Genomic DNA, 14024 nt, shown 5'->3' with positions numbered 1-14024 from the left:
TAACAGACCGATCCCAACAGCGAGGATGCCCCATGTCCGCCAATGTCATCTCACTCGACGGCCTGTCGGTCGGATCGAAAGACGCCCTGACCAAAGCCATGGAAGCCGACGGCTGTTCGTCCTCGGCCTGCGGATCCTCGGATGCGCCCGAAGACATGGATCCGGCGACCTGGGAAAAGGTCAAGGATCACCCCTGCTACTCGGAAGAGGCGCACCATTATTTCGCCCGCATGCATGTGGCCGTGGCACCCGCCTGCAACATCCAGTGCAACTATTGTAACCGCAAATACGACTGCGCCAACGAAAGCCGCCCCGGCGTCGTCTCCGAGCGTCTGACGCCCGAGCAGGCCGCGCGCAAGGTGATTGCGGTGGCCAACGAGATCCCGCAGCTTTCGGTGCTGGGCATCGCGGGGCCGGGCGACAGCGCCTATGACTGGCGCAAGACGCGTGAGACGTTCAAGCTGGTGCAGGAGCAGCTGCCCGACATCAAGCTCTGCCTCTCGACCAACGGTCTGGCGCTGCCCGAGCATGTCGATGATCTCATGGACATGAACATCGACCATGTGACGCTGACCATCAACATGATCGACCCCGAGGTGGGGACCAAGATCTATCCCTGGATATTCTACCAGCACAAGCGCCGCATCGGCCTTGAGGCCAGCCAGATCCTGCACGAGCGTCAGATGCAGTCGCTCGATATGCTGCACGAGCGCGGGATTCTGGTGAAGGTGAACTCGGTGATGATCCCCGGCATCAACGACGAGCATCTTCTGGAGGTCAACAAGGAGGTCAAGCGGCGCGGCGCCTTCCTGCACAACATCATGCCGCTGATCTCGGCTGCCGAACACGGCACGGTCTTCGGTCTCGAAGGCCAGCGCGGCCCGACCGCCGCCGAGCTGAAGACGCTTCAGGACGCCTGCGCGGGCGGGGCGAACCTGATGAAGCACTGCCGCCAGTGCCGCGCCGATGCGGTGGGCCTTCTGGGCGAGGATCGCGGTCAGGAATTCACCATGGATCTGGTGCCCGACGAGGTGACCTACGATCCCGAAAAGCGCGAGACCTACCGCGAATGGGTCGCCAAGGAGCGCGAGGATCGCCGCGCCGCCGCCGCCGTGGCGAAGGCCGAGACGGAAACCGCCGTGGCGGAGGATGCGGGCGCCATGCTCATTGCCGTGGCCACCAAGGGCGGCGGGCGCATCAACCAGCATTTCGGCCATGCCACCGAGTTCCAGATCTTCGAGGTGGATGCCGAGGGCGTGCGCTTCGTCACCCACCGGCGCTGCGACAATTACTGCGTCGGCGGCTATGGCGAAGAGGACAAGCTGGAGCTGGTGATCAAGACGCTGGAGGGGATCGACACGATCCTCTGCGCCAAGATCGGCGACTGCCCGCGCGAGGATCTCGCGGCGGCCGGGATCGAGGCGATCCAGGACCATGCCTATGACTACATCGAGACGGCGGTCTCGGCGGTGTACCGAGCCAGGCGCGGGCTGCCCGCGCAAGCCAGGGAAACCGCCTGACGACGCCTCGTAGGGTGGGCAATATTGCCCACCCTACACCATGCCCCGTTTTCCAAGGAGACAGCCATGGCCCTGCAAATCATCCAGTCGACCTGCACCGTCTGCGGCGCCTGCGAGTTCGAATGCCCCAATGCCGCGATCAGCTTTACCGGCGAGACCTATATCATCGACCCGGATCTCTGCACCGAATGCAAGGGCAGTTTCGACAGCCCGCAATGCGCCGAGGTCTGCCCGGTGCCCGACACCTGCGTTCCGGCCTGAGCCGGTGATGGACGGCCCGGCACCGGTCGACTGGCAGGGCGCGGCGCTCGATTGCGGCGCCTGCCGGTTCCGCGCGCGGCTCGATCTGGGCCAGTGCGGGCAGGGCTGGGCCTGTGTGCACGACCGCTATGCCAAGCGGATCGAGCGGTTCTTTCTGCTCAACCCCGATCTCGCCGACCAATGTCTGGGCCATCCCTATTTCGAGACCCGGATGAACGCCGCCCGCGTCGCCTCGGTGTTCCGGCTGCCGAGGCTGCTGAGCGATGCCGACGCGGGCGTGCGCGCCATGGCCATCCTGCGCCTGCCGCCGACCCATGCGGAACGCAAGATCAAGGATGCCGACCGCCGGGTCCGCATCGCCGTGGCCCACCGCCTGTCGCGGGCGCAGCTTCTGCCCATGGCCAGCGACGCGGACGGCTATGTCCGCTCCATCGTCGCGCGGCGGGCCGAGCCGGGCATGCTGCCGGTGATGATCGGCGACGGAGATCCCGAGATCCGCCGCATCGTCGCCCGCCGCATCGGAGAGGGCTGGCTCGACCGCTTCCGCGCCGATCCCGACCCGCTGGTGCGGCGCGAGGCGGCGCTGCGCCGTCCCGGCCTGTTCGTCGGCGACGAGGATCTGCGCGTGCGCCACGCGGTGGCAGAGAACGGCGGCGCCGAGGATGCGGCGCAGCTCACCGGCGATGCCGAAGAGATCATCCGCGAGACCGCCTGCGCGCGGCTTGCCCAGCTCAAGGAGGGCGCCTGATGTCCACCGACGACCGCGAAATCGAGGTCTACCGCGACCCGGCCTTCATGCCCGGCGACAAGGTGATTTCGAAGAAAAACGTTAAGAACGACGGCACCATGGCCGGCAAGGAGATTGGCGAGACCGTGGTGAAAAAGGGCGATGTGGGCTATGTGCGCGACATCGGCGTCTTTCTTCAGCAGTTCTACATCTACGCTGTCGATTTCGTCGACCGCGCCAGCATCGTCGGCATGCGCGAGCGCGAGCTGACCCCGGCGGAGACGCAGGCGCGCCGCCGGGACGACCCCGGCGCGCTGCAATCCCACATCGTCACCCGCAAGTTTGAGGAGCCCGCCGAATGAAGGTCATGATCCGCGAAACCCCCAAGGGGATGGAGGCCTATGTGCCGAAGAAGGATCTCGAGGAGATGATCGTCGAGACCGAGAAACCGGGGCTCTGGGGCGGCTGGGCGAAGCTTTCGAACGGCTGGGTCTTTGCCATGCCAGCGTTCGCCGAAGCCCCCAACCTGCCCGTCACCGTCGATGCCCGCCGCCTGTCGGCAGAGGAGGACTGATCCATGAATGCTCTCGACCAGCTTGAAACCGCGATGAACGAGGTCGCCGCGGGCAAGCGCATCGCCTATCTGGGCCCCGATGTTTCGGCGCTGTCGGGGGGCGGGGCACCGACCTCGCCGCAGGCGCTCTGCGCGATGATCGAGGCGCAGGTGCGCGCCCCGCGCCGGGCCAGCGGCAACCTGTGGTCCGTCGCGCAATATGTCGAAAGCCGCAAGTTCCGCGCCACGCTCGACACGCTGGTGCGCGAGGCTTTCGCCGCCGGGCCCGCGCAGCCCAACCCGGTGCATGACTGGCTCGCCCGCGTGCGCCCGCCGATGGTGGTGGACATCTGGTACGACGACGGGATCCTTCAGGCCTTCGATGCCGCCAAGAAGGCGGAAACCGACTGGGGGCTGGTGCAGGGCGTCAGCCGCAACGGCGAATGGATCGACATCTTCACCCGCGCCTATGCCAGCACCGGCGCCGAGGTGGCGGAGGCCAGCCCCGAGTGGAAGACGCTGGTCTACAAGCCGCACGGGGTGGCGAACCCCGGTTCCTCCTATCTCATGTCCGACAGCGATTATGTCGAGGTGCTGACCGAGATCGACATCCAGCGCCCGATTCCCGAGGAGGTGCGCCGCCGCCGCACCGGACGGCCCTTTCTCTTTCTCGGCTGCCGCTTCGACGACCAGATGCTGCGCATCTTCGCGCGCCAGATCGCCAAGCGTTCGGCCGGGGGGCATGTCGTGGTGATGCCGGGGCCGCTCAGCCGCATGGAGCGCCGGTTCATCGAGGATCTGGGCGCAACCTGGCTCGACCTGCCGGCCTCGGCGGTGGCCGAGGCCCTGACGGTGCCCGAAGGCTGACCGGCCCCGGGCGGCCTGTCAGGCGCCGCCCGGCGGCTCTTCTCCGGCTTCGGCGTAGACCGCGATCAGGCAGCCGGTCTCGGTGTGGGAGGTGTGCTCGGTGCCCGGGGCGAGCCAGACCACATCGCCGGTCCGGTAGACGGTGCCGTCATTGTCGATCAGCTCGCCTTCGAGGATCAGGAATTCCTCGGCGCCGCCATGGCGATGCGGTGCCGAGCGCGCGCCGGGCGCCATGCGGTAGATGTAGAAGCCCACATCGCGCGCGCCCTCCGGGTTGAGCTTGAGGAAGGAGGTGCCGGTTTCGCGCAACCCTTCGGGGTCGAAGGGGGCGAAGGCTGCGTCGTCGTGGATGCTGGCGACCCGGCGTTGCTCGGGCAAAATGGGTTTCAAGCGTTCTCTCCATTGCGGGATGGCGGCCTTGCGGACCGCCCGCCGCCCATCAAAGACCGCCCGGCGCCGCGCAGGCAACCGGATTGTCGCTACATGTCGGGCAGGGTCGACAGGTCGGGCACCCAGCCGTCGCCCTGCTTGCGGAACAGCGGGCAGCCGATGGGGGCATGCACCAGCCCCGGCCAGTCGGGGTTGAGCGCGCCCAGCTTCTCCTGCCAGACATTGGTTTCCTTGATCGCCGTGACCACGCCCACCACATTGGCGCCGATCTTTTCCATCAGCGCCAGCTCGGCCGAGATCGTGCCTCCGGTCGAGATCACGTCCTCGACCAGAAGCACCCGCTTGCCGTCGAGCCTCGACAACATGCGCGGGTCGATGAACACGGTCTTGGGCTTGGTCGGGCTGGTGATCGAGATCACCGGCACCGACAGCTCGTCCTCGAACCAGAATTTCCGCGAATAGGAGAGCGGCACGTAATAGGGGTGCCCCAGCTTCTTGGCGACCGAGGCGGCCAGGGTCATGCCCAGCGTCGGCATGCCGATGACGATCTCGGGATCGAGCGCGCGGACCATATCCGCCATGGCGCTGCTCAGCCGGTCTTCGAGATCGAAGCTGTTCTCGGTGATGCAGAGATAGGCGATGGCGGTCTCGAAATCCGGCGGCAGCGGCAGAAAGGGCAGTTCGGCCCAGTCGCCATCGGGCAGCTTGACCGGAAAGGCATCCTTGTAGGGCGGCGGGGGCAGGACGGGCAGCTCGGCGGCGGGAATGATGCGGTCGCCATAGCTGCCGCGGTCGGTGTAGTTGAGCGTCGTGGTCATCGGGGCCCCCTGGTCCGCCCCTCTGGCGGGGCGGTCTGCTGACAGTCCCGGTCAGGGAGCCCCGCGCGCGGGCGCGGGTCAAGAAACCCGCCGCGCGCAGCGGGTACAATCGCCCGCAAGACGCTGGACGCGCCGGTTTTTCCGGCACAACCGCGGCAGTCCGTTGGCTCAGAGCGGCGGTCCCTCCGGCGGTGTCCCGCCATCGGGCAGATAGCTGCGCAGCCCGGCGTCGGCGAAGCCGTAGCCCGCGTAGATGATCTGTTTCTGCGCGTCGCGCGACAGGCCCTTGAGCCGGGTCGAGGTGAGCTTGGCGGCCTCGATGGTCTGCGCATCGGGTTTCCAGCCGTCATGGACGGGGTAGTTCTCAAGCGTCGACCCCGCCGACCAGTAGGCGCCCCGCCGTTCCGGCAACCCGTCGCTCAGCTTGCTGGTGAACAGCGAGATCAGCGTGCGTTCGCGCCAGTCGATGGAGCCGGCGAGGAAGGTGTTTACCACCGTGACCATGTGGCCGAGGTTGAAATTGCCGGTGTTCGGCTTTGCGTTGTGCCCGGCATAGCTGCAAATGATCGCGCCGCAGCGTTTCCAGACGCTTTCCAGCCCGAGATTGTCATAGACCCCGGCATCGACCAGCACCGGTTTCTTGTGCAGGCGCGGATCGTTGTAGCGGGCGCGATCGGGCGTGCTGACCTCCTCGCCGGACAGGTCCAGCCGCACCGGCGCCAGCACCGGCGGAAAGGCGGAGGAGGCCGCCACCGCATCGGCGACGCGGATCGTCTTGACCGTGGACGTGAGCGCGCGCCAGTCCGCCGCGTAGTTGCGGGTAAAGCGGAACAGGCCGCCGGTCTGAAGGTTGGTGGCGTTGAAGACGAAGGCGGGACGTTCGGGCAGATCCGACAGCATCATCCCCTTGAAGATGTGCTTGTCATAGTTTCGCGCCAGCACGTTGCCTGCCGAGACGAAGGGCATGTAGCCGGCAACGGTCACCCCGACGTCGATGGTGCGCGCGGTGGCCGCCAGGATCGGGTCAATGAAGTGCTTCTGGAAGGAGGCTGCCGTCACCCGGCCGTCGTCGTCGAAATCGAAATGTTTCCAGCCCATCGCCAGGATGCCGGCGGTGATCGACCCGCCGGAAACGCTCGAGATGCGGTCGATCCGGGGTAGGAATTTCAGCTCGTTCATGCGGATCAGCGCGCCGGCGTGGAACAGCGTGGCGCGGTAGCCGCCGCCCGAGATGGCAAGGCCCAGGGCATCGGGATTGTAGCTTGCGAGGCTATCTTCGGGAAAGAAGGCACGCTCTTGGGAGACGTTCCAGGTCATGTGATGGTCCTTTCGGTCGTCTGGGAGGGGCGGGCGGAGCGATCAGGCAAGAGAGAGGGACAGGCTGTTGGCGCCGCCCGGTTCGAAAACCGCGACCGGCGCGGCGGTTGCGTCGGGCCGCGCGAGCAGGGCGGCGAGCCCGTCCCGGGCATCGTCCCAGGGTTTTTCCTTTTCCAGCCGCTCTTTCTTGCGCGTGGCGTCGATCTTGGCGACGTTCTCGCTGAAATGCAGGGCAAAGCCCCCCTCGGGCCGTGCGGCGAACAGCATCTCGAGCGTCGCGCGCTCGGGGTTGCCGTGATGGCCGTCGCCGCAGAACACGTAGTGGTCCGCGATCACCCGTTCGAAGAAGCCCTGCGTCACGTTGCGGTCGGAGCCGTGATGCATCAGCTTCAGCACGTCGTAACGCACCGTGCCGCCGGCGGGCAGTTCCCCGGCCTGTTCCAGCCCTTCCAGCACCTTGTCGCCGCGCGCGTCTCCGGTCAGCAGGATGCTGCACCCGTCGCAGCGCAGCACGGCCACGATGCTGGCGAGGTTCGGAACGCTCTTGTCCGCATAGGCGGCTTCCAGTTCCGACACATCCACGCCCAGCTCCTTGTCGCGCAGGTATTTGTCGTGCTTCTCTTGCAGCTCCGTCAATTCGGCCTGCATCGGACCGACGATGTCGAAGGTCAGCCCGCCGTCGAGCGCGATGCGGTCATTGCCCTCGAAATGCGCCATGATCAGGCCGTCCTCGGCAGAGCTGTTCACCTGCCAGCGCAGCACCTTGGCATCGTCGCGCAACTGCCGGCCCTGATTGATCGAGGCGAGGATCTTGAGCGTGTCGTGGCGGCTGGCATCGTCGAGGCCATGGGCCAGCGCGGTTGCGTCGTCCAGCCCGGCGAGCATCGCCTGCACCGAGGCCGCCCCGGCGCCGATCTCGTCGTCGTTCAGGATGTCGTTGAAACTGTTGTGCCAAAGCTCCTTGGTGGTGACCAGAAGCGGTTTGCCGTCATTCTCCTGCGCCACCGCCTCGCGGGTGAGATCGAGAATGCCGTTGATGTGGTCGTCATCCACATGGCTGACCATCATCAGCTCCAGATTCAGGCTTTCGTCTTCGTCCAGCAGAAGTTCCTCGCGCAACTCTTCGAGCCGCGGTTTCAGCACGTTCCAGACCTTGCTCGGCCCGCCGTCGATCAGGATCATGCGGGGGGCGTCCGTTTCGCCGTAATGGACGATCAGGCAATCGCCGTGACGGGCGCGGAGGATTTCGAGTGTCAGCATCCTGGATCTCCCTCGGTCAGACCGATTGCATGGCGCGCAGGACATCGAGCAGCCCCGCGCCCTGGAAATAGCGTTCGCGCCCCAGATCGGTGGCGCTGTCGCAAAGGATGCGTTTGATCCTCGGGGCCTCACCGATCAGTTCGGGAAACCGCGCCATCAGCAGCGCCGCCGCGCCGCTGACATGCGGGGCGGCCATGCTGGTGCCGTCGAGAACGCCGGTCTCGCCGCGCAGCACCGCGCTTTTGATCTTTTCGCCCGGCGCCACGAGATCCGGTTTCAGCCGGCCGTCGCCGGTCGGCCCGCGGCTGGAGAAATAGCTCACCCCATAGGCGTGAGGTTCGCGCCGGTGGGTCGAGCCCACGGTGATCACGCTGGCGGCGTTGCCGGGGTCGGTGATGGTGCTGAAGGTGAAGGTGGGTACGGCGCCGGCATGGCCCGAAACGTGGTTGTAGCCCAGATTTCCCGCCGCTGCGACCACCACGATCCCGTCGCCCACAAGCCGGTCGGCCTCGGTGCAGACCGGGGTGCCGCCACAGGCGAAATTGCGCACGTCATGTTCCAGAGACAGGCTCATATTGACCCCGTGCACGCGGACGAAATCATGGGTGTCGTTGAGATGGCGAATAAAGCGCAGCGCGCCGATGATGGCGAATTCGCTGTTCTCGACCGTGTCGGCCAGCACGCGGAAATCGTAGATCTTGATATCGGGGCAGACGCCGCTGTCGGTGCCGTCCTCGGTCAGCGGACCGGCCCCCAGGATCCCCGCCACATGGGTGCCGTGCTGCGAGACGGGGCTTTGCGTGAAATCGAGCCGGATGAGCGCTTCGACCAGGGTCCAGTCGAAGGGGCGCCGGGCCGCGTGGTTTTCGTACATCCTTTCGAGCGCGCCGCGGATTTCGGCATGGCGTTCCTGCTGGCGCTTTTTACGCTTGGCGTTCAGCGCCTGGGCCAGTGTCTCGCGCCGGCGCCCGGGCGGAGAGCGGTGCATCACGCATTCGTCGAGCCGGGTGTCGAGATTGTGCCGGGCGATGAACGCCTCGCGCGCGTCGGCATCGCCGAACAGCGCAAGCTGGTCGCGGCTGATCAATTCTCGGAAATAGGTGAAATCATAGATCCGGCGGATGCGGGTGTCTTCGGGGTCTGCGATGGCGTCGTAATAATCCGGCGCCATCTCCTTGTCGTCATAGGTTCCACGGCGAAAGGCGTAATGGCTGGCGTCGATGCCGCTGTCGATCACCGCCCAGGTCAGATCGCTGCAATCGGTCTGGAAAAGCCGCCGGGCGGCATCGGCCTTGATCGTGGGCACCCCGTCGGCGACGCTGGCATTGGCGCAGCGGTTGCGGCTGACCATGTGATAGCGGCTGCGCAGCACATAGGGGGTCGCGGCGTCGGTGTCGTCGTCGCTTTCGGTCATCTCGTGGCGCTGGCGCAGGAATGTCATGCGCAGGAGCTGCTCGAGCCCGCGGCGCACGCGGGCCGGGTCGATGTCCTTCAGCTCGGTCCAGAGCGCGGCATTGGCATCGGCGGAAGAGGCAGAGATGAGCCCGATGGCGATCAGCAACCGCCAGGTGGTTTCGGGGATGCGGATCTCTGGTTCGTCGTCGGTGCCGGTCTTGAGGCTGTGGGCGAGGCTAGGGCTGACGCCGTCGCCGCCCGTCCGGCTGTGACGAATGAGGATCTCCGCCTTTTCGGCGGCCAGCGCGGTGAGGTCTTTTTCGGTCATCTCCGTGATCAGCGCCTGCATGCCGTTGCGCCGCCACCAGTTGGTATCGGGCAGCAGCACATTGACCAGTTCCCGCAGATCGAGCCGCCCGACCACGATCCCGGGAACGTCAGCCAGATCGGTGCCGTGTTCGGGGCCGCCGCCGGGCAGGCCCGCGCGAAAAAGCGCGATGGCATCGAAGAGGTGGTTCGCGGTGTCATGCGCGGTGTGCCGGAAATGCGGCGTGATCAGAACGTCCTGCGGGGCGCCGGGCGCCTCTGCGTAGCCCTGCCAGACATCCAGGAGAACGGGCGTGTCCTGGGTAAAGCGGGTGCCGCCCGAACTGCCGTAGAGCAGCCGCTCGATCAGGGCTTTCGTCACCCGGAACCGTATCGCCATGTCTCTCCTCCCTCGTGTCGCGCTGCGGCGCTCATTCTTGCGCCGCCTCGCGTCTGGTTGCGATGAACGCGCCGATCTGATGCTCGACGGCCTTGGTGATCTCTTTCAGGATCTCGTCGCTGTGCCGGTCCGCCCGCACCCGCGACAGCGCGGTCTGGAGCGCTTCCAGCGGCATCACCAGATGTTCGCCCAGCGATTCCGCGATGCTGAGGTCGATGCGGTCCTGAAGATTGGTCAGCAGATCCATCAGGAATTCGGAGGGCACGTCGTCGTGGAGCTCGACATATTCCCGAAGCGCCCCCAGAACGGTGTCCATGCGCGTTTCCTCGCTCGAGGCCAGCACCTGCGAAAAAGCCCCCATCAGCGAGGGCGGCAGCGGCAGCGTGCTGCGTCCCGCGACGGGCGCGCGCTTCTTGCCCTTGTCCGTCTTCTTGCCGGTGCCCTTGCTCTTCCGCCGGGCGTCATTGTTGGAATCCCGCAGCCATTCCAGCGTCGCCTCGAAGGCGGCGGTGAAGCGGGGGCCGTCGCGCGCCGCCAGCCCCGCGCGCAGCAACGCGCCGAGCGAATGCGGCGACACCCCGGACTCGGTCGCGCTGAGCAGGCGGGCAAAGGCCGGGATGGCGGGCTCGACCAGGATCCCCGCCTTGCGGAAGGCGACGAGGGCGCGAATGCAAAGCTGATGGTCCTCGATCTCGGCCACCATGCCCTCGCGCGCGAGCCCGCCGAGAAAGATCTCGGACATATCGTCTTTCATCGGCGCCGAGAGCTGCGCACCGCCGCCATCCGCAAGCCGGGTGAGCCATGCGACGAGGCGGGTGATATGTACCGGCGTCGGCGGGCGGTAGTTGACGCGGTCGTGGCGCATTGCCCAGGCGATGTTGTCGAGCCGGTCCCGCGTTGTGTCGGCATCGTCGATCAGCCCGGTGTCGGGATCCGCGGTCGCGATCCACTGTTCAAAGACCTTCTCGGTGAACCGCTCCCTGGCGTCCGCCGCTTCGGGCAGCAGCATCCATTCCCAGGGCGCCAGCCCGTCGGGGGCGTTTTCGAGCGTCGCGGCGATGATCCCGGCCATCCGCTCCCTTTCATCGGTCGCGATCTGAAACCCCAGATCGCGCGCCGCGTCGAACAGGCGGATCAGCCGCAGCCGGGTGGCGGCGTTCAGCGCGTCGTCCGGTCTGGCCAGGACAGATGTCAGGCAGGCACAGGTGTTCGCCGCTTCCTTCTTGTCGCTGAGATCGTCATGGCTGACTTTCTGCACAAGGCTCAGCGGATCGACGAAGGGGGCCGTTCGGCTGTGTTTTACCTTCCAGAAGGCCGTGAGCATGCGCTCGATCAGGGCGGCCTTGTCGGCGCTGGGCTGCACCATGATCTGCTGCTGCACCAGCTCGCAGAGGCGCTCCAGCACCGGGCCGATGTCTTTCGACCAGCGGCGCAGGCGCGGTTCGTGGTCGAGATAGGCGTTCATCGCGTTGCAGACGCAGTCCAGCGCCTCGTCGATGAAGGCGCCGGGCCAGTGCATGTGCAACGCGCCCGGCTCCTGCTCGGCCGGATAAAGCGGGATGTCCTCGGTCAGCGCGCCGAGGATGGCGACCGCGTGGTAATAGCGCTTGGGTGCGTCGTTATAGAGCCGATGGTTGGTCTGCGCGAGCAGGCCGACGGAGGCCGCGAGCGCATCGAAGCAAAGCGACAGGGTGCGCGATGTCCTGAGCGCCTGCTGCTCGCTTTTGCTCAGCCTTGCGAGGCGGGCGCCGATCGAGGGAAGCTGGCGCGCCACCTCGGACCAGCCGAGCCCCTGGGCCCGGCGTTCCGCCGGGCCCAGCCGGCAGCGCAGCAACATCGCGATGGCGTCCGAGACATGGCGGTCGATCTCCTGGATCCGGCTGGGTTTCCTGGCGCTGGCGACCGAGGCATAGGCCCTTTGCGCCGCGGTCAGCGCGGCACGGATGTAGCGCAGGCCGAAGGAGGCGACGGGGTAGTCGAGATCAGGTCCGCTCGGTTGCGCGTCCCAGTCCCGGAGCCGCGCGGAAAAGACCTGCCAGCCGATCGTGTCGAGCAGCACCGCCCCCTGGCGCAGGGTTTCGGGGTCCGAGACATTGCGCCCGATGCGGCGCAGCTCGCGCCGGGGGTCGCAGCGCACAGCGGCCAGTTCGTCCAGCCGGTCTTCGAAGTTCTCGGCCAGGAAATCGGGCGCGCCGCTCTTGCGCCGGTCGGGGGGACCGGTCTCGTCCGGGGCATCGGCGCCGCTTTGTGCGGACGGGACCTGTCCCTCCTTGAGCCGCTCGAAATAGGTCAGAAGCCAGCTTTCCCGGCTCAGCAGGTCAAAGCTCTTCTCCTCGTAGGAGAGGTTCGTCCGGCAGGTGAGAAAGGCCTCCTCGAGCGAGCGCCAGCGGTCCTTGCGGGAATCGTCCCGATCCGCGGAGGTGTCGACATAGCCGAGCAGGTCGGCACGGCGAAAGGCGCAGATCGGATCGGTGGAGCGCGCATCCCAACGGTCGAGAAGGCGCCGGATCTCGGCCAGATCGCCGCGATCCATGGCAAACAGCGCCCGTTCGTAGAGCAGGCGGTTGAGGCGGGTATAGTCGCAGGCGGCGGTGTGGTGCCGTTCGAGCCCGTCGGCGAGGCGCCGGAACCGCTTGCTGTCGCCGGCGGTCTCCCGCATCGCGGCGAGCAGAAGATCCGCCAGGTCGAGGGTCAGGGCGGTGGCGGCGCGGCGATCCTGGGACTGCCGGACCAGCAGGCTGCTTTCGGGCCAGCGGGGCGCGTCGGCGGGGCCCTCGACCGTCCTGTCTTCGAGAACGAGCCGCGACAGGATGTCCACCGCCATGAAGGGCCAGGGGCTCAGGTCGATCCGGCGGCGCCAGAGGATTTCGTAATAGGCCTGCGCCACGGCGAGCAGCGCGTTCGGATCGTGCCGGAATGAATCGTCCAGCTCGGCGATGGCCTCTGGGGCCGGTTTACGCTCGCTGTAAAGTGCGTCCAGCGCCTTCGCCAGCCATCCCGCGTCCAGGTGCCACGAGAAATCGTCCGCGTCGCCACGGCCAAGGCGCCGGTCCGCCTCCTGCAAAGAGTCGAGCGCCAGGCCGCGGTCTTCGCGCAGCTCGTCGCGGCTGTCGGCGGGGGCGATGATCCATTTCGGGTATTCCTGCCGCAGCGTCCGCAGGCTGGCCGCAAACGCCCGGAGGCCGTCCACCGGGGGGACGGCGGGTTCGGGGGGGCGATGCTCGGCCTGGGTTTGGATGTTTCCGGGCCAGTTTCGCGGCAGCGCCCGCTTCGGCTGTGCCAGCCGGTGCAGCCAGGCGCCAAGCTGAAGCGGCAGCCCCTCCTGATAGATGTCCCGCACCGGGTCCTTCCAGCTTTCGGGCATGCGCGACAGATCGACCGGCACGATATTGAGCGCGCGCATGATGTCGAGATTGTCCTCGGTGCGGCTGAAATCGTTGACCATGAAGATCTTGGGCGAGGCGCTTTGCAGCCTGTCGCGCACCCAGCCCGACCATTTCAGAAAGTTCGGATCGTCGCCGCTGAAGCCGATCAGGACAAAGACGGTCTCCATCATGGCCTGTTGCACCGTGTTCACGAACGGGCCGAAGCGCTGCGGATAGGTGCGGAAATCCTCTTCGGTGAACACATAGGGTTTGTTGTTCGGCATGGTGCCGTGCAGCTTGATGATCCGCGGACGCGAGGTGATCGGCAGATCGTCGGGGCTGAAGACCCGTTCGTAGCGCCGGCGCGACTGGCGGTCGGCGGCGCGCTCGATCAGCGTATCCCAATTGGTGGTGAAGATGTCGGTCCAGGGCAGCCGCACGAGCACGTCATGCATCGGCCCCGGCACCTGCCGTCGGTCGCCCACCGCATCGGTCAGGAAATCGTTCAGTGCCGAGCGGCCGTAACGCGCCTCGAACTTCTCGGCCAGCCGCAGGAACCCGCTGACCGCGCCGGTCTCGCGCAGCATCTGTTCCTGCCGCATGGGATCGTTGCTGCAAAGCTGGCCGACCAGCTTGCTGCTCAGCTCTGACCAGGTCGGCGGGCTTTCGGTGCCGCCGCGCGGCAGGGCGTTCAGGCTCATGCCGGCGCCGACCAAGACGGCCGCCCCCCGGCTCAGCGGGGCACCGCCAAGAGCAGCGCCGACACTGCGGGGCCAAAGCGCTTCGCGAATATGATCGGTGATCGAAATAAGCTCAGACAAAGAAAGAGTTGTCCATTGACAAAT

12 protein-coding genes are annotated in these 14024 nt (G+C 66.6%); 6 read left to right on the top strand and 6 right to left on the bottom strand.

The features are described 5' to 3' along the window. Positions 1–32: 32 nt before the first annotated feature. From nifB to M4578_RS06335, 6 genes are all read left to right on the top strand, one after another. Complete coding sequence (gene nifB, locus M4578_RS06360; RefSeq protein ID WP_258092623.1) at positions 33–1520, top strand: nitrogenase cofactor biosynthesis protein NifB; 1488 nt, start codon at positions 33–35, stop codon at positions 1518–1520. Positions 1521–1586: 66 nt separating this feature from the next. Continuing rightward, positions 1587–1781 (top strand): 4Fe-4S binding protein, encoded by a 195-nt coding sequence (locus M4578_RS06355; protein WP_258092622.1) that lies wholly within the window; start codon positions 1587–1589, stop codon positions 1779–1781. A 7-nt stretch (positions 1782–1788) separates the two neighbouring features. Further along, a complete protein-coding gene (locus M4578_RS06350; RefSeq protein WP_258092621.1) occupies positions 1789–2529 on the top strand; it encodes a 4Fe4S-binding leucine-rich repeat protein in 741 nt (246 codons plus the stop codon). Then, entirely contained in the window at positions 2529–2870 is a 342-nt protein-coding gene (locus tag M4578_RS06345; protein WP_258092620.1) for a nitrogen fixation protein NifZ, read from the top strand. Before M4578_RS06350 ends, M4578_RS06345 begins: the two co-directional genes overlap by 1 nt. Then, positions 2867–3082, top strand: a complete 216-nt coding sequence (nifT, locus tag M4578_RS06340; protein WP_258092619.1) for a putative nitrogen fixation protein NifT — start codon at positions 2867–2869, stop codon at positions 3080–3082. The genes M4578_RS06345 and nifT overlap by 4 nt, the downstream gene beginning before the upstream one ends. Before the next feature lie 3 nt (positions 3083–3085). Then, complete coding sequence (locus M4578_RS06335) at positions 3086–3928, top strand: SIR2 family NAD-dependent protein deacylase (protein ID WP_258092618.1); 843 nt, start codon at positions 3086–3088, stop codon at positions 3926–3928. Between the two features lie 18 nt (positions 3929–3946). Here the strand turns inward: M4578_RS06335 and M4578_RS06330 are convergent, their stop codons facing one another. From M4578_RS06330 to M4578_RS06305, 6 genes are all read right to left on the bottom strand, one after another. Beyond that, on the bottom strand, positions 3947–4318 hold the full coding sequence (locus tag M4578_RS06330) for a cupin domain-containing protein (protein WP_258092617.1): 372 nt from the start codon (positions 4316–4318) through the stop codon (positions 3947–3949). Between the two features lie 89 nt (positions 4319–4407). After that, positions 4408–5136, bottom strand: a complete 729-nt coding sequence (locus M4578_RS06325) for a phosphoribosyltransferase (protein WP_258092616.1) — start codon at positions 5134–5136, stop codon at positions 4408–4410. A gap of 168 nt (positions 5137–5304) precedes the next feature. Next, entirely contained in the window at positions 5305–6453 is a 1149-nt protein-coding gene (locus tag M4578_RS06320) for a patatin-like phospholipase family protein (protein WP_258092615.1), read from the bottom strand. A gap of 42 nt (positions 6454–6495) precedes the next feature. After that, positions 6496–7713, bottom strand: a complete 1218-nt coding sequence (locus M4578_RS06315; protein ID WP_258092614.1) for a ComEC/Rec2 family competence protein — start codon at positions 7711–7713, stop codon at positions 6496–6498. 16 nt (positions 7714–7729) lie between these two features. Next, on the bottom strand, positions 7730–9814 hold the full coding sequence (locus M4578_RS06310; protein ID WP_258092613.1) for a S8 family serine peptidase: 2085 nt from the start codon (positions 9812–9814) through the stop codon (positions 7730–7732). 31 nt (positions 9815–9845) lie between these two features. Next, on the bottom strand, positions 9846–13880 hold the full coding sequence (locus tag M4578_RS06305) for an SIR2 family NAD-dependent protein deacylase (RefSeq protein ID WP_258092612.1): 4035 nt from the start codon (positions 13878–13880) through the stop codon (positions 9846–9848). Positions 13881–14024: the final 144 nt, after the last annotated feature.

Origin of the sequence: Salipiger pentaromativorans (assembly GCF_024721115.1) — a bacterium.
Classification (GTDB): domain Bacteria; phylum Pseudomonadota; class Alphaproteobacteria; order Rhodobacterales; family Rhodobacteraceae; genus Salipiger; species Salipiger pentaromativorans.
The sequence above is the reverse complement of the archived record's forward strand: the minus strand, read 5'-3'. Positions and strand labels throughout refer to the sequence as shown.

Coding starts and splice junctions, on each gene's coding strand:
- nifB (WP_258092623.1), top strand. CDS start 33: ATGTCCGCCAATGTCATCTCACTCGACGGCCTGTCGGTCGGATCGAAA.
- M4578_RS06355 (WP_258092622.1), top strand. CDS start 1,587: ATGGCCCTGCAAATCATCCAGTCGACCTGCACCGTCTGCGGCGCCTGC.
- M4578_RS06350 (WP_258092621.1), top strand. CDS start 1,789: ATGGACGGCCCGGCACCGGTCGACTGGCAGGGCGCGGCGCTCGATTGC.
- M4578_RS06345 (WP_258092620.1), top strand. CDS start 2,529: ATGTCCACCGACGACCGCGAAATCGAGGTCTACCGCGACCCGGCCTTC.
- nifT (WP_258092619.1), top strand. CDS start 2,867: ATGAAGGTCATGATCCGCGAAACCCCCAAGGGGATGGAGGCCTATGTG.
- M4578_RS06335 (WP_258092618.1), top strand. CDS start 3,086: ATGAATGCTCTCGACCAGCTTGAAACCGCGATGAACGAGGTCGCCGCG.
- M4578_RS06325 (WP_258092616.1), bottom strand. CDS start 5,136: ATGACCACGACGCTCAACTACACCGACCGCGGCAGCTATGGCGACCGC.
- M4578_RS06320 (WP_258092615.1), bottom strand. CDS start 6,453: ATGACCTGGAACGTCTCCCAAGAGCGTGCCTTCTTTCCCGAAGATAGC.
- M4578_RS06315 (WP_258092614.1), bottom strand. CDS start 7,713: ATGCTGACACTCGAAATCCTCCGCGCCCGTCACGGCGATTGCCTGATC.
- M4578_RS06310 (WP_258092613.1), bottom strand. CDS start 9,814: ATGGCGATACGGTTCCGGGTGACGAAAGCCCTGATCGAGCGGCTGCTC.
- M4578_RS06305 (WP_258092612.1), bottom strand. CDS start 13,880: ATGAGCCTGAACGCCCTGCCGCGCGGCGGCACCGAAAGCCCGCCGACC.